Source organism: Cupriavidus pauculus (assembly GCF_022179805.1).
Lineage (GTDB): Bacteria > Pseudomonadota > Gammaproteobacteria > Burkholderiales > Burkholderiaceae > Cupriavidus > Cupriavidus pauculus_E.
Genome location: NZ_BPUO01000018.1, coordinates 103,258 through 123,040 on the forward strand (window position 1 = coordinate 103,258; position 19,783 = coordinate 123,040).

Sequence of the window (19,783 nt, forward strand, 5' to 3'; positions counted from 1 at the left end):
TTGTGACGCGCGGCGCGTTGAAACACTTGATATTCCGGACGGGTGCCTCATCTGAGATGAACCCCACGCCGTGGCACCGCCTATAAGCAGCACCAAGGGCGACGGGATTCGCGTATATCCGCTTAGCGGATCGCGAGCGCCACCCAATAAGTCTTGAGCGCCAACAGGAACGTGACCAGCATCGGCACCCAGCGCAGATCGCGGTACAACACGATCACCAGCACCAGCAGTGCCATCGTGCCGAAGACCTTGATCGCCTCGCCGGCCACCAGGCCGCCGACCGACGGGTGCTTGCGCGACATGTACAGCCGCAGCGCGAAGAAGCCGCTGGGGATGAAACATGCCATGCCGCCGAAGAAGGCCGACCAGCCCGCCGGTGCGTGCTCACGCGCAAACACCGCCCAGGCCAGCGCCGACAACAGCGTCACGACGACCTGCGCCAGCACTACCTTGCCCGGTGTCATGCGCGACGGGCGCAATGCGCGCTCGCCAAGCATCTTCACCGCATCGGCACGCGACAGCGGATCGACAGCTTCCTCCTCGAGCGCGGCGTTATCATCCCAGTCATCGCGCCAGTCGTCATCTCGACGATTGCCACGGGGTGCCTTGCCGGCTTGCGAATTGTCCTGCTGACGGTCTCGTACCACCACCTGCCTAGCCTCGTTCCAGGCCGGAACTTTTCGCGTCCGGCCAGAATTCAAACCGCACGATTCTATTAGCAATAGCTGACACGAGTCAATCTGCTTTCAGTTAGCTTGCAGTGAATTTCGCACAACGGTTGCTATCACGCCTTCATGATGGATGGTGCGAAATTGCGCGGCAATGATGCGAAACGTAATTGGATTGCGCACGCCAACGCGTGCATGATGACGAATTCGCCGACGATGCAGGTCACTTTGGACGTGCACCGCAAATAGACACGCGGCCGCACCCGTGCGGTTATCGCGCAGATTTGCGCCACGGCGTGGTGCACAGGCATCTGGCTGTCGCGTGGCCCCGACAGCCTGCCAATTTCATTGGTAAATCAATTGCCGTATACCGGGGAAACGTATACGGCGCAGATGCCGGCTTATGCGGCAACGCCGCTCAGGCGCTGGCAGCCGGTTCCCGCAGCTTGACGAGCACGCCGTCGAGCGCGTCGTTGCTGCTGAAGTGGATGGTCAGCTGGCCTTTGCCGCGCGCGCCGAGCTTGATCTGCACGGCCAGGCCCAGCGCGTCGGACAACTCTTCTTCCAGGCGCGCCACATCGCGCGTGCCATTGCCCTGCTTCTGCTTGAGCGACTTCAGGTCGAACGGCTTCAGTGTCGACGCCACGAGCTTCTCGGTCTCGCGTACCGACAACCGCTTGTTGACGATCTGGTTGGCCAGCGTGATCTGGTTGGCACCGTCCACGGCCAGCAGTGCGCGCGCATGACCCATATCAAGGTCGCCAGCCATCAGCATGGTCTGCACCGGCGACGCCAGGTTCAGCAGGCGCAGCAGGTTCGACACCGCACTGCGCGAACGCCCCACCGATTCCGCGGCCTGTTCATGCGTGAAACTGAACTCGCGGATCAAGCGCATGATGCCCTGCGCCTCTTCCAGCGGATTCAGGTCTTCGCGCTGGATGTTCTCGATCAGCGCCATCGCGGCGGCGGCTTCGTCGGGCACGTCCTTGACCAGCACCGGCACCTTGTCCAGGCCCGCGAGCTTCGACGCACGGTAGCGCCGTTCGCCGGCGATGATCTCGTAGCGATCGGCCTCGGCCACGCGCCGCACCAGGATCGGCTGCATCAGCCCCTGGGCGCGGATGCTGGCGGCCAGTTCCTGCAGCGCGCCTTCGTCCATGCGCGTGCGCGGCTGGTATTTGCCGGGCTGAAGCTGATTCACGCTCAGCACCGACGGCGCGCCTTCCTGCTTCGCGGTTTCCACGATTTCGGCAGGACCACCGAGCAACGCTTCCAGTCCCCGACCCAGGCCCTTCTTCTTAGCGGTCACCATGCTCACCACCCTTCCCTGTCTGTTCGTTCGTGCCGCTCAACCGAGCTGGCGGACGCGCGCGATCATCTCCGCGCCGAAATCGAGATACGCCTTGGCGCCCTTGGACGACGCGTCGAACGCCACGCCCGGCATGCCATACGACGGCGCCTCGGCCAGCCGCACATTACGCGGGATCACGGTCTTGAATACCTTGTCGCCGAAGTGCGCCTCGAGCTGGGCCGACACCTGCTGCTGCAGGGTCACGCGCGGGTCGAACATCACGCGCAGCAGGCCAATCACCTTGAGTTCGCGGTTCAGGTTCGCATGCACCTGCTTGATCGTGTTGACCAGGTCCGACAGCCCTTCGAGCGCGAAATACTCGCACTGCATCGGCACGATCACGCCGTGCGCGGCGCACAGGCCGTTTAGCGTCAACAGCGACAGCGACGGCGGGCAATCGATCAGCACGAAGTCGTACTCGTCCTCGACCTCGGCCAGCGCCTGCTTGAGGCGACGCTCGCGCTGGTCCAGCTCCACCAGTTCCACTTCGGCACCGGCCAGTTCGCGGTTGGCGGGCAGCACGTCATAACGGCCCGACTCGGATCGCTGGCGCGCCTGCGCCACGGTCGCCAGTCCCACCAGCACCTGGTACACGCTGTGTTCCAGCGCCTGCTTGTCGATGCCCGAACCCATCGAGGCATTGCCCTGCGGGTCCAGGTCCACCAGCAGCACACGCTGTTCCTGCGCCGCCAGGCCGGCAGCAAGGTTCACCGTCGTGGTGGTCTTGCCGACGCCGCCCTTCTGGTTTGCGATCACGAATACCTTGGCCATATGTGCTTGCAGCTCCTGTGCGTGCCATTCGTATTCATGCGACGAATAACACTTACCAAATTCATCTTATGCGGATTCAACGCCGCGATAGCACTACCAAATGCCGTTCTGCGTCCAGCTCGGGGACGACAATCTTCGGTACCGCCTCCACCTGCCACGCCTGCATCAGGCCCGCGGCCTCCATGCGATCCATCTCGGCCTGCGGATACACGCCCTTCATCGCCAGCAGCTTGCCGCCTGGCGCCAGCAGGTGCCCGGACAGGTTGACGAAGTCGGTCAGCTCGGCGAATGCGCGCGACGTGATCACCGCATAGCCATGCGCATCCTCGATCTTTTCCACCGGGCCCCAGTGGGCGGTGGCATTGGTCAGGTGCAGTTGCGCACGGCACTGTGTCAGGAATGCGGTCTTCTTCTGGACGATGTCGACCATCAGCACATTCACGTCCGGACAGGCGATGGCCAGCGGCATGCCCGGCATGCCGCCGCCCGAACCCACGTCCAGCAGCCGGCCGCGCGCAGCGTCGGGTACGGCCTGGCTACGCGCAGCCTCGGCCAATGCCGGCACGGCGGCCAGGGAGTCCAGCAGATGATGCGTCAGCATCTCGTCGGGATGACGGATGGCGGTCAGGTTATAGACGCCGTTCCATTTGCGCAGCAGCGTCAGGTACGCGAACAGCGTATCGACCTGGGCGGCACCCAGTGCCAGCCCGATGGCGTCGAGCCCGGATTCCAGCCGTTGGCGTTGCGCGGCCTCGTCGACCGCACCGTGGCGAAGGCCCCCCACTCAGGCAGCCTCCTGACCGTCGTCGGTCTTGACGCCGGCAGGGGCTGCACGGCCCATGCCCTTCTTCTTCAGGTGCACGAGCAGCAGCGAGATGGCTGCCGGCGTGACGCCCGAAATACGCGACGCCTGGCCCAGGGTCTCGGGCCGATGCTGGTTCAGCTTCTGGCTGACCTCGAAGCCCAGCCCACGCACTTCGGTGTAATCGAAGTCGAGCGGCAGCCGGGTCGATTCATTGGCCTCCAGCTTGTCCACTTCGGCCGCCTGGCGAGCGATATAGCCGTGGTACTTGATACCGATCTCGATCTGCTCGCGAATCTGCTCTTCGAGCATGGCATCGTCGGCAAGCGGCGCTTCCGGTGCATAACGGCCGTCCTGCAGCGCGACGAGCGCCTCGTAGCGGACTTCCGGGCGACGCAGCAGGTCGGCCAGCGAGTATTCGCGTTCGATGGCCTTGCCGAGCAGCGGCACGGCGTCGGCCTCAGGCAGTACCGTCGGGTTCACCCACGTGGCCTTCAGGCGTTCTGTTTCACGTGAAACAGCGTCGCGCTTGCGGTTGAAGGCATCCCAGCGGATATCGTCCACCACACCGAGTTCGCGGCCGATCTCGGTCAGGCGCATGTCGGCGTTGTCCTCACGCAGGCTCAGGCGGAATTCAGCACGGCTGGTGAACATGCGGTACGGCTCGGTCACGCCACGCGTGATCAGGTCGTCGACCAGCACGCCCAGGTACGCCTGGTCACGACGCGGCGTCCAAGCATCGCGCTCGCGGACGAAGCAACCGGCGTTGATACCGGCAAGCAGACCCTGTGCAGCGGCCTCTTCGTAGCCGGTGGTGCCGTTGATCTGGCCAGCGAAGAACAGGCCCTGGATTGCCTTGCTTTCCAGCGATGCCTTGAGCCCACGCGGGTCGTAGTAGTCGTATTCGATGGCGTAGCCGGGGCGCAGGATGTGTGCGTTCTCCAGGCCACGGATCGAGTGGACCAGATCGAGCTGGACATCAAACGGCAGGCTCGTGGAGATGCCGTTCGGGTAGAACTCGTTGGTCGTCAGCCCTTCCGGTTCCAGGAAGATCTGGTGGCTTTCCTTGCTGGCAAAGCGATGGATCTTGTCCTCGATACTCGGGCAGTAGCGCGGCCCCACCCCTTCGATCACGCCCGTGTACATCGGCGAGCGGTCCAGGCCGCCACGGATGATGTCGTGGGTACGGCCGTTGGTATGGGTGATCCAGCAGGGCAGCTGCTGCGGATGCTGCTCCGGACGGCCCAGGAACGAGAACACCGGCACCGGATCCAGGTCACCGGGCTGCTCTTCCATGACCGAGAAATCGATCGAGCGGCCGTCGATCCGAGGCGGCGTGCCGGTCTTCAGGCGCCCTTGCGGCAGCTTGAGTTCCTTCAGTCGCGCCGACAGCGAGACAGCCGCCGGGTCCCCTGCCCGCCCGCCCGTGTAGTTGTCCAGCCCCACGTGGATCTTGCCGTCCAGGAACGTGCCGGCGGTGATCACCACGGCGCGGGCGCGGAAATCGATGCCTGCCTGGGTACGGGCGCCCACCACGCGGTCGCCCTCCACCATCAGGTCGTCGACGGCCTGCTGGAACAGCATCAGATTTGGCTGGTTTTCTAGGCGGGTACGGATGGCCTTGCGATACAGCACACGGTCAGCCTGGGCACGCGTGGCGCGCACGGCTGGGCCCTTGCTCGAATTGAGGATACGGAACTGGATACCGGACTCGTCGGTGGCGGCAGCCATCGCACCGCCCATGGCGTCCACTTCCTTGACCAGATGCCCCTTGCCGATGCCGCCGATAGACGGATTGCAGCTCATCTGGCCCAACGTTTCGATGTTGTGCGTGAGCAGCAGTGTCTGGCACCCCATGCGCGCGGCGGCGAGGGCTGCTTCGGTGCCGGCGTGACCACCGCCGACGACTATGACGTCGAATTCTTTCGGGTAAAGCATGGGACACCTCCTCCGGGAGGCTGGGCGGGAAATACGGGATGCCGAATTATAGCGGCATTCGTTTTGCGAACGATGCCCACGGCTATGTTTCACGTGAAACATGGCGCCAACGGTACGCGTGGCCGGGCCAACTGTGTTCCACGTGAAACACTCGGCCCAAAGAAAAAGGCCCCGCTTTCACGGGGCCCCTTCGGTCATCGATGTTTCACGTGAAACACTGCCTCAAATCCGGCTGCGGATATAGGCGGCGATCTGCACGGACAGCAAGGCAAGGTCGCGCTGGAGCGTGGCAAAGCCGGCATTGGGCACCTTGGTCGCCTCGTCCATATACAGCGGACGACGAATCTCGATCTGCAGGCTGTTGCGCCGCTCCGCCGGGCGCCCGATCTGGGCAATCAGCTGCACGCCCTTGTACGGATCGTTACGCGCCACGGTGTAGCCCATGCCCTTCAGCTCCCGCTCGACCAGATCCACGATGCCCGGCTCGCACGTCGTACCGTCGCGGTCGCCCAGCACGAAGTCGGCCAGCGGGTGCGGGCTGTTGATCTTGAGGCGCTCGTAGGCGTTGTTAGGCATCGAGTGCAGGTTCAGATGCCACAGCGCGCCAAAGCGCTGGTACGCCGTGTCTACTGCCTCGGCCAGCGCGGCATGGTACGGACGGTAGTACCGGTCGATCCGTTGCTGCACCTCGGCCACCGACAGCAGGCGGTCGTAGATGGGCGTGGTGGCATCCAGCTTGCGCCAGATCAGGCCGTAACCGAGCCGTGTCTTCTCGCCCGGCGAGAGTAGCGACGGCCAAGGAGCGACCAGCAGCTCGGGATCCAGGTCCTCCAGCATCCGGTTGGGATCGATGTAGACCCGGGGGAATGTCGCCCCGATCAGCGTGCCGCCCACCTTGGGAATAGCCGACCACAGCGTGTCGATATGGGTGTCCTCTCCCCCGCGCAGCCGTTGCAGCGGCACGGCGGCATTGAAGTCGACCGGATAGTAGGTGCCGCTATGCGGCGAATCGCAGACCAGTGGCAGCGCGTCGGCTTCGGGCAACGCCAGTGTGAACGGACCATGCGGCGCATCGCCCTGCACCGCGGCTGACTGGGCTTGGAACATCGTCATCGCTCAGTCCAGCTTGATGTTGGCGGCCTTGGCCACACGGGCGTAGCGGGCCATAGCCTGCTGGATCTGCGCCTTGAACTGGTCCGGCGTGGTGGGCACCAGCGTGCCGCCAGACTCCTCGATCTTGCGCTTGAACTCGGGGTTCAGCATGGCCTTGTGGATGGCGGCGTTCAGCTTGTCCACGATCGGCTGGGGCGTGCCCGCCGGCGCCACGATGCCGAACCAGCCACCCTCGCCCATGTCCTTGTAGCCCAGTTCGGCATACGTCGGCACGTTCGGCAGTTGCGGCGAACGCTGCGCGCCCAGCACGGCCAGCGCACGCAGGCGGCCCGCCTTGACGTGGGGCAGCGTGGTCGACAGGTTATCGGTGATGGCATTGACCTGCCCCGCCACCGCGTCGTTGAGCGCCAGACCGGCGCCCTTGTACGGCACGTGCAGCAGGTCGATCTTGGCCAGCATCATGAAGTTCTCGATGTTTACGTGGCCCAGCGAGCCGGCGCCCGGCGACGCAAACGTGTACTTGCCGGGGTTGGCCTTGGCCAGTGCCACGAACTCCTGCATGGTCTTGGCGGGTACGCTCGGATGCACCGCGAAGATGCTGGGGATCGCCGCCACGTTGGTGACGGGCGCGAAGTCCTTGATCGGGTCGTAGCCCAGCCTGGGGTATACGGCCGGGTTCGAGCCGTGCGTGCTCACCGTGGCCATGCCGATCGTGTAACCGTCGGGCGCAGAGCGGGCCACCTGCTCCATGCCGATCGAGCCCCCTGCCCCGCCCTTGTTGTCGACCACGATGGTCTGGCCCAGCTCACGGCCGGCAAATTCCGCCACCAGGCGTGCCGACAGATCCGTGGTGCCGCCCGCGGCAAACGGCACGATCAGGCGGATCGGCTTGTTCGGATAGTTGGACTGTGCGGATGCCGGCAGAGCGACGCCGCCAAGCGTGGCAGCGGCTGTGGACAACACTGTGGAAAACACCAGGCGCCGGCGCATGGCGCGGGTATTTCGGGCTCGGTTCATGGCTTCAAACTCCTCGTTTTATCGTTCTGAATCTGGGGATCCGAGTACTGAGTTTCGGGAGTTTACCGGCCCTGCACAAACGACTATATTGCACGGTTCCATTACCAAAGATCATCCTAGGGCTGCGTCATGCGTATACGGTCCCCGTCGATGTCCGAGCTGCACGCATTCGTCACGGCGGCCAGGCTGGGCAGCTTCACACGCGCCGCTGAAACGCTGTGCGTCACCCAGGGCGCCATCAGCCGGGCGATATCACGCCTGGAATCGCATTTCGGGCAGCCACTGATCCATCGCAATGCGCACAAGCTGACGCTGACCGACGCCGGGCGCCAGTATCTGGTAGCAATTAGTGGCCCGCTCACGGCCATCGAGAACGCCAGTACGGCCATGCTGGGCGACGACCGCCAGCATCACCTCACGCTGTCCGCCGTGCCCACGCTGGCCAGCGTCTGGCTGGTGCCACGCCTGCCGGACTTCCACCGCAAGCATCCGGACATCCAGTTGGAGTTCGTGCCCTATCGCCGCGACGAGGATTTTTCGGGTGCCAAGCCCGATGCGGCCATCCTGACCGGTCAGGACGACAACTGGCCACACCTGCAGGCCGACTACGTGATTGGGCGCGAAGTGGTGCCGATCTGCCACCCTGCCCGGGCGCATGCACGGCAGGCAGCAAATCTGTGGAAAACTCCGGCCGACCTGATGGCCGAACCACTACTTTTCCACACAACTGCCCCCAGGAACTGGGAGAACTGGCTGCGTGCCGCGGGCGTACCCAACGCTGCGCCGACACTGGCGCGCGGATTCGACCAAGTGTCGATCCTGCTGGAGGCTGTGAAGGCCGATATGGGCGTGGCCGTTTTGCAGCGATGCCTTGTCAGGGATGCGTTGCAGGCCGGTCAGGTGGTGGCGCCATACGACCTGCCGGTGACCCTGAACCGTGGATATTTCCTCTGCGCACCACGTGAAAAGCGCGACCACCGGGCCCTGAATACCTTCCGCGAATGGCTGCTGGAAGCGGCATCGAACGATATCGCCGAACTGCTTCGCTGAGACTTATCCACACTGTGGATAGTTTTGTGAACAACATAGGTCAGACGAATAAAAAACGGCGCCATTCAGGCGCCGTCATTTTCCATACGTATACGCAAGCACGCGTATACGGTCAGGCTGCCTTCTTCGCCAGCCCCAGGTAGGTTTCGATGACCTTGGGATTGCTGGCCAGCGCCGACGCCTCGCCTTCCATCGCCATATCGCCGGTCTCCACCACGTACCCGTAGTCAGCCACCTGCAGGGCCGCACGTGCGTTCTGCTCGATCAGCAGCGTTGCCACGCCGGTCTGGCGCAGGTTGCTGATGATCTGGAAGATCTCCTTTACGATCAGCGGCGCCAGCCCAAGGCTGGGCTCGTCCAGCATCAGCAGCTGCGGCTTGGCCATCAGCGCACGGCCCACGGCCAGCATCTGGCGCTCTCCGCCCGATAACGTGCCGGCCTCCTGTTTGGCCCGCTCCCGCAGACGCGGGAACAGGTCGTAGACCACGTCCATCTGGTCTAGGTAGTTGCGCTCACCCGCACGCTTGCGCCGGAACGCGCCAAGCTGAAGGTTGTCCTCGACCGGCATCGTCGAGAACAGCTCGCGCTTCTCGGGCACCAGGCACATGCCGCGCCCGACACGCCCCTCTACCGGAATGCCCGCCATGTCGTGCCCCAGGTAGCGCACCCTGCCGCTGGACGATCCGCTCACCGGCAACGCACCCATGATCGCGTTGAGCATGGTCGACTTGCCCGCGCCGTTCGGCCCGATCACCGTGACGATCTGCCCTGCCTGCACTTTCAGGTTCGCACCATGCACGGCCTCGACCTTGCCGTAGCGCACGTGCAGGTCCTGCACTTCCAGAATCAGACTCATCTCATATCCCTCACTCGACACCACCGAGATAGGCTTCCAGCACCGCCGGGTTCTTCTGCACGTCTTCCGGCTTGCCTTCGGCGATGCGCGTCCCGAACTCCATCACCACCAGGCGATCGGTCAGGTTCATCACGAAGTCCATGTCGTGCTCCACCAGCAGCACGCTCATGCCCTCGCCCTTGAGCTTGCGTAGCAGTTCGGCCAGCGCCTGCTTTTCCTTGTAGCGCAGGCCGGCAGCCGGTTCATCGAGCAGCAGCAGCGCGGGGTCGCAGCACAACGCGCGCGCGATCTCCAGAATGCGCTGCTGGCCCAGTGCCAGGCTGCCCGCTTCCATGTACATCGAGTCGGCCAGTCCCACGCGTTCAAGCTGACGCCTCGCCTCGAACAGCAGCTTCTGTTCCTCCACGCGGTTCACGCGCAGGATGGCAGCGGACACCCCGCCTTGCGTACGGAAGTCGCCGCGCAGATGCGCGCCGATGGCCACGTTCTCCAGCACGGTCATCGTCGGCAGCAGATGCACGTGCTGGAACGTACGACCAACACCGCGCTTGACGATCTCGCGCGACGGCAGGCCCGAGATCACCTCGTCGCGATAGCGCACCTCACCGCGCGTCAGGGGCAGTACGCCGGTCACCAGGTTGAACGTGGTGGACTTGCCTGCGCCGTTCGGGCCGATCAGTCCGATGATCTCGCCGGCGCGCACCTGGAAGCTCACGTCGTTCACCGCCACCAGGCCACCAAACTGCTTGCGCGCCGCGCGCACGTCGAGAATCAGCTCGCCGGCCTCGGGCTTCTGCCGCACCGGCAGCGCGGGCGCCTGGTCAGGTGCAGCCACGGGCGGGCCCGACGGAAACAGCCGGCGCAGAAACGGCCACATGCCATCGCGCGCGTACTGCAGCAGCAGCACCAGCAGCACGCCAAACACGATGATCTCGAAATTGCCGGTGCTGCCCAGCAGCTTCGGCAGCAGGCCTTGCAACACGTCCTTGAGGATGGTGAGAATGCCCGCGCCCAGCACGGCGCCCCACACATGCCCCACGCCACCGACCACGGCCATGAACAGGTACTCGATGCCGTAGTTGAGTCCGAACGGCGTGGGGTTCACGGCGCGCTGCAGGTGCGCGTACAGGAAGCCGGACACGCAGGCCAGCATCGCCGCCACGACGAAGATCACCACCTTCATCCAGGCGGTGTTCACGCCCATCGCCTCGGCCATCGTGCCGCCGCCCTTGAGCGCGCGGATGGCCCGACCGGGGCGCGAGTTGAGCAGGTTCTGCACGGCCAGCACGGCCAGCAGCACCACGGCCCAGATCAGGTAGAACATCGAGCGTCCCGACTGCAGCTCGATGCCGAAGAGCGACAGCACCGGAATGCCATTCAGGCCGTCGTACTTGCCCAGGAACTCGAGGTTGCCGAACAGGTAGAACAACGACAGGCCCCACGCAATCGTCGCCAGCGGCAGGTAGTGCCCCGACATGCGCATCGTGATCAGTCCGATCACATACGCCGACGCCATCGTGATCACCAGCCCGACGATCAGCCCGAACCACGGCGACAGTCCGAACTGCGTGGTCAGGTAGGCCGTGCTGTACGCGCCCAGTCCCACGAACGCGGCCTGCCCGAACGACGTCATGCCGCCCACGCCCGTCAGCAGCACCAGGCCGATGGCCACGATGCTGTAGAGCCCGATGTAGTTGCCCAGCGTGATCCAGAACTCGGGCGTGGGCAGCACCGGCATCAGCGCCAGCACCACCACGAACGCCAGCGTCAGCACGCGGTTGCGCATGGCGCCGCGCGCCTGGGCCGCATGGCCCGCATCTCCCGACGCCGGCGTGTGCTTCGCTTCCATGGTCTTCTCCAGCGGCTTGTCTGTCAGCATCGTCATGGCTTATTCCTCTTCCTCGACGTGCTTGCTGGTCAGGGACCGCCACAGCAGCACCGGGATGATCAGCGTGAAGACGATGACCTCCTTGAACGCACTCGCCCAGAACGACGAATACGATTCGAGCAGCCCCACCAGCAGCGCACCCAGCGCCGCCACCGGATAGCTGACCAGCCCGCCGACGATAGCGCCGACAAAGCCCTTGAGCCCCACCAGGAAGCCCGACTCGTAGTAGACCGTGGTCAGCGGCGCAATCAGGACGCCGCACAGCGCGCCCATGGCCGCCGCCAGCGTGAACGACAGCCGGCCCGCCTGCGTGGTGCCGATGCCCACCAGGCGCGCGCCCAGCCGGTTCACGGCAGTGGCGCGCAGCGCCTTGCCCTGCAGCGTGCGCTCGAAATAGAAGTACAACGCAGCAATGAGTGCGCCCGACACGGCCACCACCCACAGGCTCTGTCCAGATACGGTGAGGCTACCCACCTCGAAGCGCGCCTCCGAGAACGGATTCGTGCGCGAGCCTTCCGCGCCGAACATCACCAGCCCCAGCCCCACCAGCGCGAAATGCACGCCCACTGACACGATCAGCAGCACCAGCGTGCTCGCTTCGGCCAGCGGCTGGTAGGCCAGCCGATACAGCATCGGCCCCAGCGGGATGATGATCAGCAGCGTGAGCGCCACCTGCACCAGCATCGGCAGCGGCGTGCCGCCGTACTGCTGCACCAGCACGTGCACCGCACCCGGGAACAGCAGGTACTTGCCCGCCAGGATCAGGATGCGACGCGGCGCGGTAAGGCGCAGGTCGGGACTGCGCAGCACTGCCACGCCATCGTAGAGAAACGTCAGCACGCCCATGGCCAGCAGCAGCCACGTGGTTTGTGGCGCATGACCGGCCTGCATCGCGGCCAGCGTCAGCGCGCCGTAGGCCACGAACTCGCCCTGCGGGATGAAGATGACGCGCGTCACCGAGAACACCAGCACCAGTGCCAGTGCCAGCAGCGCGTAGATCGCGCCGGAGGTGATGCCGTCCTGCGCCAGAATGGCCGCAATCGAAAGGTCCATTGTCTTCCCGTGTGATCCGTGTGATATGCGAAATCGCGCAGCCTCAGCTTAGAGACTGCGTTGCACGATGCCTAGAGGGTGGCGGGAAATCACCGAGGCGAAAAAAAGGGCGCATGGTTTGCCATGCGCCCCTCCTGCGATGCTGCCCTGCGTGCGTCCCCTGCCAGCCGGTCGTGTGCTGGCTTACTTTTGCAGCTTCCACTTGCCATCGACGATCTGCACCATCACGCGTGCGCGCTGGTCCATGCCGAGGTGGTCGGTGGGGGTCATGTTGATGATGCCGTGCGAGACCGGCAGGTTCTTGGTCTGCTCCAGCGCATCGCGCAGTGCCTTGCGGAATTCCTTGGTGCCGGGCTGGCCCTTCTTGAGCGCTTCTGGAATCGCGTTCTGCAGCAGCAGGCCGGCGTCCCAGGCGTGACCGCCGAATGTCGATACCTGTCCGCCGAATGCCTTCTCGTAGGCGGCCTTGTACGTCATGGCCGGCTTCTTCACCGGATTGCTGTCGGGCAGTTGCTCGGCCACCAGCAGCGGGCCGGCCGGCAGGAACGTGCCTTCGCAATCCTTGCCGCAGACGCGCAGGAAGTCGGGGTTGGCCACGCCGTGCGTCTGGTAGATCTTGCCCTTGTAGCCGCGTTCCTTGAGCGCCTTGACGGGCAGCGCCGCGGGCGTACCCGAGCCGGCGATCAGCACGGCATCGGCGTTGGCACCCATCATCTTGAGCACCTGGCCCGTCACCGAGTTGTCAGTGCGTGCAAAGCGTTCGTTGGCCACCACCTTGATCTTGCGCATTTCCGCCACCTTGGCGAATTCCTGCGCCCAGCTATCGCCGTAGGCATCCGCAAAGCCGATGAACGCCACCGTCTTCACGTTGTTGTTGGTCATGTGCTCGGCCAGCGCCGTAGCCATGTGCGAGTCGTTCTGCGGCGTCTTGAAGACCCACGTGCGCTTGGCATCCATCGGCTCGATGATGCGGGCCGAGGCGGCCATCGAGATCATCGGCGTTTCGCTCTCCGCCGCCACATCCACCATAGCCAGCGAATTCGGCGTGACGGTGGAACCCACCACCACATCAACCTTGTCTTCGCTGATCAGCTTGCGCGTGTTCTTGACGGCCGTGGTCGTATCGGTGGCATCGTCGAGCACGATGTACTCGATCTTCTTGCCAGCGATTTCCTTGGGCAGCAGCGTGAAGGTGTTCTTCTCGGGAATGCCCAGCGATGCGGCCGGCCCCGTGGCCGAAACCGTGACCCCAACCTTTACCTGGGCGCTGGCCGTACCTGCGAACAGGCTGGCGGCGGCAAGCGCCAGCAGGCTGGCGCGCTTGAACGTCATGGCTTGTCTCCTTCGGTTCCAAAAACGGAAAAAGGCACCCGCCGGCTTCCGGCCGGCGGATGCCTTCAGTTTTTTTGTGGCCCACTCTGGCAGGCTCTTTGGCGGATGCAACGCTGGCATCCGATCTCAACCGGGAACATCGAAGTTCGTCCCGTTTTTTCCCGTCCTGCGCCATTACCCCCGGATTGCGCAGTTTGCATTCGCCGACCGCTCGGTCGGGAATGCGAATCGAGTCTAACACAGCGGTATGGCGCGAAAAGGCGGGATTAACCCGCAGCGGCATGGGTGCAACAGTCGCGGGTCGGCGGTAGTTACCGCACGAACGCGTCGTAGGCGGTCTTCACGATCAGCGCGCTGACCACCGCGATGAACACCTTGCGCACGAAGCGGCTGCCGTGGCGCAGCGCCAGCTTGCTGCCCACCTGGCTGCCCGCCACGTTGGCCACGGCCATCACGATGCCCAGTTGCCACCAGACGTGGCCCTTCGATGCCAGCAGTAGCAGCGCCGCAAGATTGGTGGCCAGGTTCACCACCTTGGCCGACGTCGACGCGTGCAGGAAGTCGTAGCCGAACACGCGTACGAACACGATCATCAGGAAGCTGCCCGTACCGGGCCCGAACACGCCGTCGTAGAAACCGATGGCGGCGCCGGCCAGCAGCGCGGCCAGGCGCTCGCGCCGCCCCGACAGCGCCGGCGCGTGCTCGGTGCCCAGGTCCTTCTTTGCCACCGTATAGGCCAGCAGCACCAGCAGCACGAACGGCAGCGCCTTGCGCAGCGGCTCGGCCGGAATCATCGTGAGGGTCCACGCCCCGGCCATCGAGAAGACGAATGCGGCCACCGTGGCCGGCCCCGTGGCACCCCAGTAGATGCGTACCTTGCGCGCATACCGGAACGCGGCGTTCGACGTGCCGGCCAGCGACGCCACTTTGGTGGTGCCAATCAGCGTGGCGGGCGACATATTGGGATAAGTCGAGAAGAGCGCGGGCACCTGCACCAGCCCGCCTCCACCCGCCACGGCGTCGATCATGCCGGCCAGGAAGGCGGCGGCAGCCAGAAAAACGAACTCCATCGATGGACCCAGCAGAAGAATCGGAAAAAGGCTTCAGGAATAGTGCGAAAGGGCCTGGTCAGCCGAGCCGCTTGGGCGTCGGCACCAGGCTGCGCAGCCACAGGCCGTCGGTGTCGCGCCGGAAGCCCGCAGGCGCCCGCGTGGCGTCGGCCACCAGCCCCGGGGCCAGGCGGATATGGCGAATGCCGTGCGCGCGGCACCAGTCGGCCAGCATCTGGCAGCACGCGTCTAGCCAGGGCGCGCCATCGCCGGCCGGTGCCCACCATTCGGCCACCATCGCCACGCGTCCGCCCAGTGACAGGCTGTGGACCAGCGTGACCGGCAGCAGGCAGGCCGGCTCGACCTCAGGCGCCGCGTCGCGCACCTGATCGGTGCATCCGATCAGGCAGATGCCATGGCCGCCCTGCTCCAGCAAGGCGTCAAGCGACAGCCGCCGGGCGCGGGCCTCGGGTACCGGCAGCGGCGCGCGTGCGTTCAGCCAGACTTCGATGGCGGGGCCATTGGCGCTGGTGCAGGCGCGTACCAGATACTGCGCTTCTGCGTGATCGGGGGGATGGGATGGGGTGGACATGACGAGCCAGGAAAAGCAGCCCGGCATTGTCGCATGGGGCCTGGCGGGGGTTCATGCCGAAGATGGATGGTGCGGCACCTGGATCAACCGGGGGTGCCGAAAGCTGCCCGAAACGGGCGCTGGAAATGAAAAAGGCGTTGCTGGGGATCACCCGGCAACGCCTCTTTATCGTATTGGCTGCTGCTACCCGACACCGGGTGCGCGCCTGTCGTCTCCTCGCTTCCGCCTCCAAGTAACCTGCGAAAACCGTATATGCAATGTAACGAACCGGTGCGTATGAAACAAGTCAGCAATAACCCTAGCCCCAAAATCGGGCATGTCGACCCGCCTTCACGCGGGCGGCCGGTTACTTCCCGCCAGACTTCCGGGTGGTCAGCGCAATCAGCTCGCCCATGATGCCACGGCGGAAGGTCAGCACGCAGATCACGAAGATCACGCCGGTCACCATCGTCACGGACTCGCCCAGCGCATTGAACCAGCCGATGCCGGTCAGGTTGGCCAGGAACGTGCCGATGTCGCCAAGCTTGTTTTCCAGCGCCACCACCACGAATGCGCCGACGATCGGGCCCGACAGCGTACCCAGGCCGCCCACCAGCGTCATCAGGATCACCGAGCCCGACATCGACCAGTGCACGTCGGTCAGCGTGCCAAAGCCCAGCACCAGCGCCTTGATCGATCCAGCCAGGCCCGACAGCGCCGCCGAGATCACGAAGGCCAGCAGCTTGAAGCGGTCGACGTCGTAGCCCAGCGAGATGGCGCGCGGTTCGTTCTCGCGGATCGCCTTCAGGATCTGGCCAAACGGCGAATGCACGGTACGCACGATCAGCGCGAAGGCGGCCACGATGATGACCAGCGCCACGTAGTAGAGCGTCGTGTCGCTGGACAGCGACAGCACGCCGAACAGCTTGCCGCGCGGAATGCCCTGCAACCCGTCCTCGCCGCCGGTGAACGGCGCCTGCAGGCAGAAGAAGAACAGCATCTGCGCCAGCGCAAGCGTGATCATCGAGAAGTAGATGCCCTGCCGGCGGATGGCCAGCGAGCCCACCACGTAGCCGATCAGCGCGCCGGACAGCGTGCCGAACAGCAGCCCCAGCTCCGGCGTCACGCCCCACACCTTCATCGCATGCCCGGCCGCGTAGCCGGCGCCGCCGAAGAAGGCAGCGTGGCCGAACGACAGCAGGCCCGTGAACCCGATCAGCAGGTTGAAGGCACACGCGAACAGCGCGAAGCACAGCACCTTGAGCACGAACACCGGATATGCGCCGGCCATCGGCGCCACGATCAGGCCCAGCAGCAGCAGGCCATACAGCACTTTCTTTTGCACAGCCGTTCCTTCCTTGAAGCCCTTGGCCTCCACCGCCACGGCGGTTTGTCCCGTCGGTCCGCTCATTACTTTTCCCTCCCGAACAGCCCGGCCGGGCGCAGCAGCAACACGATCACCATGATGAAGAACACCACGGTCGACGATGCTTCAGGGTAGAACACCTTGGTCAGGCCTTCGACCACACCAAGCCCCAGGCCCGTGAGAATCGATCCCATGATCGACCCCATGCCGCCAATCACCACCACGGCGAACACGATGATGATCAGGTTCTGGCCCATCAGCGGCGACACCTGGATCACCGGCGCCGCCAGCACGCCGGCAAACGCCGCCAGCGCCACACCGAAGCCGTAGGTCAGCGTCACCATCAGCGGCACATTGACCCCGAAGGCTTCCACCATCTTGGGGTTCTCGGTGCCGGCACGCAGGTACGCGCCCAGCTTGGTCTTCTCGATCACGAACCACGTGGCCAGGCACACCACCACCGAAGCTGCCACGACCCATGCGCGATAGTTCGGCAGGATCATGAAGCCCAGGTCAGTGGCACCCTGCAGCGCGTCGGGTGGCGAATACGGCAGGCCGGACACGCCGTAGATCGAGCGCAGCACGCCCTCGATCACCAGCGTGATGCCCAGCGTCAGCAGCAGGCCATAGATGTGGTCGAGCTTGTAGATCCAGCGCAGCATCGTCTTCTCGATGATCACGCCGATCACGCCCACCAGGAGGGGCGACAGCGCGAGCATCACCCAGTAATTGAGTCCGGCGTACTCCATGCCCGCCCAGGCCAGCACGGCCCCGAGCATGAACAGTGCACCGTGCGCGAAGTTGATCACGTTGAGCAGGCCGAAGATCACGGCCAGCCCCAGGCTCAGCATTGCGTAGAAAGCGCCATTGACCAGCCCAAGCAGAAGCTGGGACAGCATGGCGGGTAGCGGAATTCCAAAGATGTCCATGGGCGTCGATTGCCTATCTGTTCCTCCCCTCTCCCACTAGTGGGAGAGGGGTCGGGGGAAAGGGCCAGCGCTGCAAACTGGCATCAACGCAACTTGACGCGCCAGCCCTCTCCCCCTGCCCCTCTCCCGCACAGCGGGAGAGGGGAGCCAAACAACACGCCTTACTTCTTCATCAGCGGGCACTTCGAATCGGCGACCGTCGTGAAGGCCTGGTCGCCCGGAATCGTGGTCACGACCTTCAGGTAATCCCACGGCTTCTTCGAGTCGGCCGGCGCCTTGACTTGCATCAGGTACATGTCGTGGATGTTGCGACCGTCGGCGCGGATCTGGCCCTTGTTGTAGAAGTCGTTGATCTTCATCTTCTTCAACTCGACCATGACCTTGTCCGGATCGTCGGTCTTGGCAGCTTCCACGGCCTTCAGGTACGTGCTGATGGCGGAGTAGTCGGCGGCTTGCAGGCTGCTAGGCATCTTCTTCATCTTGGTGAAGAAGCGATTCGCAAACTTGCGCGTGTCGTCGTTCATGTCCCAGTACCAGCTGTCGGTCATCAGCAGGCCCTCGGTGTTCTTCAGGCCCAGGCTGTGCACGTCGTTGATGAACATCAGCAGGCCGGCGATCTTCATCGTCTTGGTGATGCCGAATTCCTTGGCAGCCTTGATCGCGTTGATCGTGTCGCCACCGGCATTGGCCAGGCCCAGGATGTCGGCCTTCGACGCTTGCGCCTGCAGCAGGAACGACGAGAAGTCCGATGCGGACAGCGGATGGCGCACCTGGCCCACCACCGTGCCGCCGTTGGCCTTCACCACCGCTGCCGTGTCGCTTTCCAGCGAGTGACCGAACGCGTAGTCGGCAGTCAGGAAGAACCACTTCTTGCCGCCCTGCTTCACCACCGCGCTGCCGGTGCCCTTGGCCAGCGCTACCGTGTCATACGCGTAGTGCACCGTGTACGGCGAGCACTCCTCGTTGGTCAGGCGGGCCGTGCCGGCGCCCACGTTGAAGTAGACGCGCTTCTTTTCCTGCGCCACCTTGTTCATGGCCAGGCCCGTGGCCGAGTTCGTGCCGCCCAGCAGGATGTCCAGGCCTTGCTGGTCCATCCACTCGCGTGCCTTCGATGCCGCGATGTCAGCCTTGTTCTGGTGGTCGGCCGACATCAGTTCGATCGGCTTGCCCAGCACCTTGCCGCCATGGTCCTCGATAGCCATCTTGACCGCTTCGAGGCCGCCCGGGCCGTCGATATCGGCATACAGGCCCGACATGTCGGTGATGTAGCCGATCTTCACGGTGTCGCCGGACACCTGCGCCGAGGCGCCCCCTGCAAATGCGCCAAAGACAGTAGCCGCCACTGCGACTGCAAGCCGAGTCATCTTCATGTTTTGTCTCCTGAGTTTGTGGCGGCGTGCACACGCCACCTTCCTGCCATCGTCGATACGATCAAAAGTTCGATCCTGGCGCCCGTAAGGCGCGGTGGATCAGACCCCCAGCAGTTCGTTGAGCACAGGCATCTTGGCCTGCAGTTCGTCGGCGGCAAAGCGCTCGACGATGGCGCCGTGTTCCATCACGTAGAAACGGTCGGCCAGCGGCGCGGCAAAGCGGAAGTTCTGCTCCACCATCACCACCGTGTAGCCCTTTTTCTTGAGCATCAGGATCATGCGCGCCAGCGCCTGCACGATCACCGGTGCGAGCCCCTCCGAGATCTCGTCGAGCAGCAGCAGGTTCGCCCCCGTACGCAGGATGCGGCCGACGGCCAGCATCTGCTGTTCGCCACCGGACAACCGCGTGCCCTGGCTCTGCTTGCGCTCGCGCAGGTTCGGGAACATCTCGTAGATCTCGGCCTCGCTCATGCCCTTGTCCGAGCCTTTCAGCACGGGCGGCAGCAGCAGGTTTTCCTCGCACGACAGCGACGAGAAAATCGCCCGCTCTTCGGGGCAGTAGCCGATGCCGTAGTGCGCGATCTTGTGCGTAGGCAGGCCGATGGTTTCCTTGCCATCGACCTTGATCGATCCCTTGCGCGCACCGGTCAGCCCCATGA

At 64.4% G+C, this 19,783-nt stretch carries 18 protein-coding genes; 1 reads left to right on the forward strand and 17 read right to left on the reverse strand.

Annotation, left to right across the window (positions count from 1 at the left end):
• Positions 1 to 122 precede the first annotated feature (122 nt).
• The 7 genes from MFF62_RS26885 to MFF62_RS26915 all read right to left on the reverse strand — a co-directional run bounded on the left by MFF62_RS26885 (position 123) and on the right by MFF62_RS26915 (position 7,660).
• Positions 123 to 650, reverse strand: a complete 528-nt coding sequence (locus tag MFF62_RS26885) for an ATP synthase subunit I (protein WP_238266233.1) — start codon at positions 648 to 650, stop codon at positions 123 to 125.
• 436 nt (positions 651 to 1,086) lie between these two features.
• Positions 1,087 to 1,980 carry a ParB/RepB/Spo0J family partition protein gene (locus MFF62_RS26890; protein ID WP_238266234.1) on the reverse strand — a complete coding sequence of 298 codons (894 nt, stop codon included), beginning with the start codon at positions 1,978 to 1,980 and terminating at the stop codon, positions 1,087 to 1,089.
• 36 nt (positions 1,981 to 2,016) lie between these two features.
• Positions 2,017 to 2,790 carry a ParA family protein gene (locus tag MFF62_RS26895; RefSeq protein ID WP_238266236.1) on the reverse strand — a complete coding sequence of 258 codons (774 nt, stop codon included), beginning with the start codon at positions 2,788 to 2,790 and terminating at the stop codon, positions 2,017 to 2,019.
• Positions 2,791 to 2,866: 76 nt separating this feature from the next.
• Entirely contained in the window at positions 2,867 to 3,574 is a 708-nt protein-coding gene (gene rsmG, locus MFF62_RS26900; protein WP_238266240.1) for a 16S rRNA (guanine(527)-N(7))-methyltransferase RsmG, read from the reverse strand.
• A complete protein-coding gene (gene mnmG, locus MFF62_RS26905; RefSeq protein WP_238266243.1) occupies positions 3,575 to 5,530 on the reverse strand; it encodes a tRNA uridine-5-carboxymethylaminomethyl(34) synthesis enzyme MnmG in 1,956 nt (651 codons plus the stop codon).
• Positions 5,531 to 5,752: 222 nt separating this feature from the next.
• Entirely contained in the window at positions 5,753 to 6,637 is an 885-nt protein-coding gene (locus MFF62_RS26910) for an N-formylglutamate amidohydrolase (RefSeq protein ID WP_404990842.1), read from the reverse strand.
• 9 nt (positions 6,638 to 6,646) lie between these two features.
• Entirely contained in the window at positions 6,647 to 7,660 is a 1,014-nt protein-coding gene (locus MFF62_RS26915; protein ID WP_238266245.1) for a Bug family tripartite tricarboxylate transporter substrate binding protein, read from the reverse strand.
• A 129-nt stretch (positions 7,661 to 7,789) separates the two neighbouring features.
• On the opposite strand from MFF62_RS26915, the gene MFF62_RS26920 reads away from it, so the two are divergent.
• Positions 7,790 to 8,710: a LysR substrate-binding domain-containing protein gene (locus tag MFF62_RS26920; protein ID WP_238266248.1), complete on the forward strand. Its 921-nt coding sequence runs from the start codon at positions 7,790 to 7,792 to the stop codon at positions 8,708 to 8,710.
• Positions 8,711 to 8,822: 112 nt separating this feature from the next.
• Here the strand turns inward: MFF62_RS26920 and MFF62_RS26925 are convergent, their stop codons facing one another.
• The 10 genes from MFF62_RS26925 to MFF62_RS26970 all read right to left on the reverse strand — a co-directional run.
• The gene (locus MFF62_RS26925) at positions 8,823 to 9,566 is read right to left on the reverse strand and encodes an ABC transporter ATP-binding protein (protein WP_238266252.1); all 744 of its coding nucleotides are present in this window, start codon (positions 9,564 to 9,566) and stop codon (positions 8,823 to 8,825) included.
• Positions 9,567 to 9,576: 10 nt separating this feature from the next.
• Positions 9,577 to 11,451 carry a branched-chain amino acid ABC transporter ATP-binding protein/permease gene (locus MFF62_RS26930; protein WP_404990840.1) on the reverse strand — a complete coding sequence of 625 codons (1,875 nt, stop codon included), beginning with the start codon at positions 11,449 to 11,451 and terminating at the stop codon, positions 9,577 to 9,579.
• Between the two features lie 3 nt (positions 11,452 to 11,454).
• Entirely contained in the window at positions 11,455 to 12,507 is a 1,053-nt protein-coding gene (locus tag MFF62_RS26935) for a branched-chain amino acid ABC transporter permease (RefSeq protein WP_238266253.1), read from the reverse strand.
• Positions 12,508 to 12,690: 183 nt separating this feature from the next.
• Complete coding sequence (locus MFF62_RS26940; RefSeq protein WP_238266254.1) at positions 12,691 to 13,839, reverse strand: ABC transporter substrate-binding protein; 1,149 nt, start codon at positions 13,837 to 13,839, stop codon at positions 12,691 to 12,693.
• 311 nt (positions 13,840 to 14,150) lie between these two features.
• Entirely contained in the window at positions 14,151 to 14,909 is a 759-nt protein-coding gene (locus MFF62_RS26945; RefSeq protein WP_238266258.1) for a sulfite exporter TauE/SafE family protein, read from the reverse strand.
• A 58-nt stretch (positions 14,910 to 14,967) separates the two neighbouring features.
• On the reverse strand, positions 14,968 to 15,480 hold the full coding sequence (locus MFF62_RS26950; protein WP_238266259.1) for a hypothetical protein: 513 nt from the start codon (positions 15,478 to 15,480) through the stop codon (positions 14,968 to 14,970).
• Between the two features lie 346 nt (positions 15,481 to 15,826).
• Positions 15,827 to 16,870 (reverse strand): branched-chain amino acid ABC transporter permease, encoded by a 1,044-nt coding sequence (locus tag MFF62_RS26955; protein ID WP_238266260.1) that lies wholly within the window; start codon positions 16,868 to 16,870, stop codon positions 15,827 to 15,829.
• Positions 16,870 to 17,754 carry a branched-chain amino acid ABC transporter permease gene (locus tag MFF62_RS26960; RefSeq protein ID WP_238266261.1) on the reverse strand — a complete coding sequence of 295 codons (885 nt, stop codon included), beginning with the start codon at positions 17,752 to 17,754 and terminating at the stop codon, positions 16,870 to 16,872. The genes MFF62_RS26955 and MFF62_RS26960 overlap by 1 nt, the downstream gene beginning before the upstream one ends.
• A gap of 161 nt (positions 17,755 to 17,915) precedes the next feature.
• On the reverse strand, positions 17,916 to 19,124 hold the full coding sequence (locus tag MFF62_RS26965; protein ID WP_238266263.1) for an ABC transporter substrate-binding protein: 1,209 nt from the start codon (positions 19,122 to 19,124) through the stop codon (positions 17,916 to 17,918).
• 99 nt (positions 19,125 to 19,223) lie between these two features.
• A partial coding sequence (locus MFF62_RS26970) for an ABC transporter ATP-binding protein (protein WP_238266270.1) occupies positions 19,224 to 19,783 on the reverse strand: 560 nt, incomplete at its 5' end.

Excerpts from the sequence above, each read along its gene's own strand:
- MFF62_RS26965 (WP_238266263.1), bottom strand. The coding sequence starts at position 19,124 with ATGAAGATGACTCGGCTTGCAGTCGCAGTGGCGGCTACTGTCTTTGGC.
- MFF62_RS26910 (WP_404990842.1), bottom strand. The coding sequence starts at position 6,637 with ATGTTCCAAGCCCAGTCAGCCGCGGTGCAGGGCGATGCGCCGCATGGT.
- mnmG (WP_238266243.1), bottom strand. The coding sequence starts at position 5,530 with ATGCTTTACCCGAAAGAATTCGACGTCATAGTCGTCGGCGGTGGTCAC.
- MFF62_RS26920 (WP_238266248.1), top strand. The coding sequence starts at position 7,790 with ATGCGTATACGGTCCCCGTCGATGTCCGAGCTGCACGCATTCGTCACG.
- MFF62_RS26960 (WP_238266261.1), bottom strand. The coding sequence starts at position 17,754 with ATGGACATCTTTGGAATTCCGCTACCCGCCATGCTGTCCCAGCTTCTG.
- MFF62_RS26935 (WP_238266253.1), bottom strand. The coding sequence starts at position 12,507 with ATGGACCTTTCGATTGCGGCCATTCTGGCGCAGGACGGCATCACCTCC.
- MFF62_RS26950 (WP_238266259.1), bottom strand. The coding sequence starts at position 15,480 with ATGTCCACCCCATCCCATCCCCCCGATCACGCAGAAGCGCAGTATCTG.
- MFF62_RS26930 (WP_404990840.1), bottom strand. The coding sequence starts at position 11,451 with ATGACGATGCTGACAGACAAGCCGCTGGAGAAGACCATGGAAGCGAAG.
- MFF62_RS26955 (WP_238266260.1), bottom strand. The coding sequence starts at position 16,870 with ATGAGCGGACCGACGGGACAAACCGCCGTGGCGGTGGAGGCCAAGGGC.
- MFF62_RS26890 (WP_238266234.1), bottom strand. The coding sequence starts at position 1,980 with ATGGTGACCGCTAAGAAGAAGGGCCTGGGTCGGGGACTGGAAGCGTTG.
- MFF62_RS26945 (WP_238266258.1), bottom strand. The coding sequence starts at position 14,909 with ATGGAGTTCGTTTTTCTGGCTGCCGCCGCCTTCCTGGCCGGCATGATC.
- MFF62_RS26925 (WP_238266252.1), bottom strand. The coding sequence starts at position 9,566 with ATGAGTCTGATTCTGGAAGTGCAGGACCTGCACGTGCGCTACGGCAAG.
- MFF62_RS26940 (WP_238266254.1), bottom strand. The coding sequence starts at position 13,839 with ATGACGTTCAAGCGCGCCAGCCTGCTGGCGCTTGCCGCCGCCAGCCTG.
- MFF62_RS26915 (WP_238266245.1), bottom strand. The coding sequence starts at position 7,660 with ATGAACCGAGCCCGAAATACCCGCGCCATGCGCCGGCGCCTGGTGTTT.
- MFF62_RS26895 (WP_238266236.1), bottom strand. The coding sequence starts at position 2,790 with ATGGCCAAGGTATTCGTGATCGCAAACCAGAAGGGCGGCGTCGGCAAG.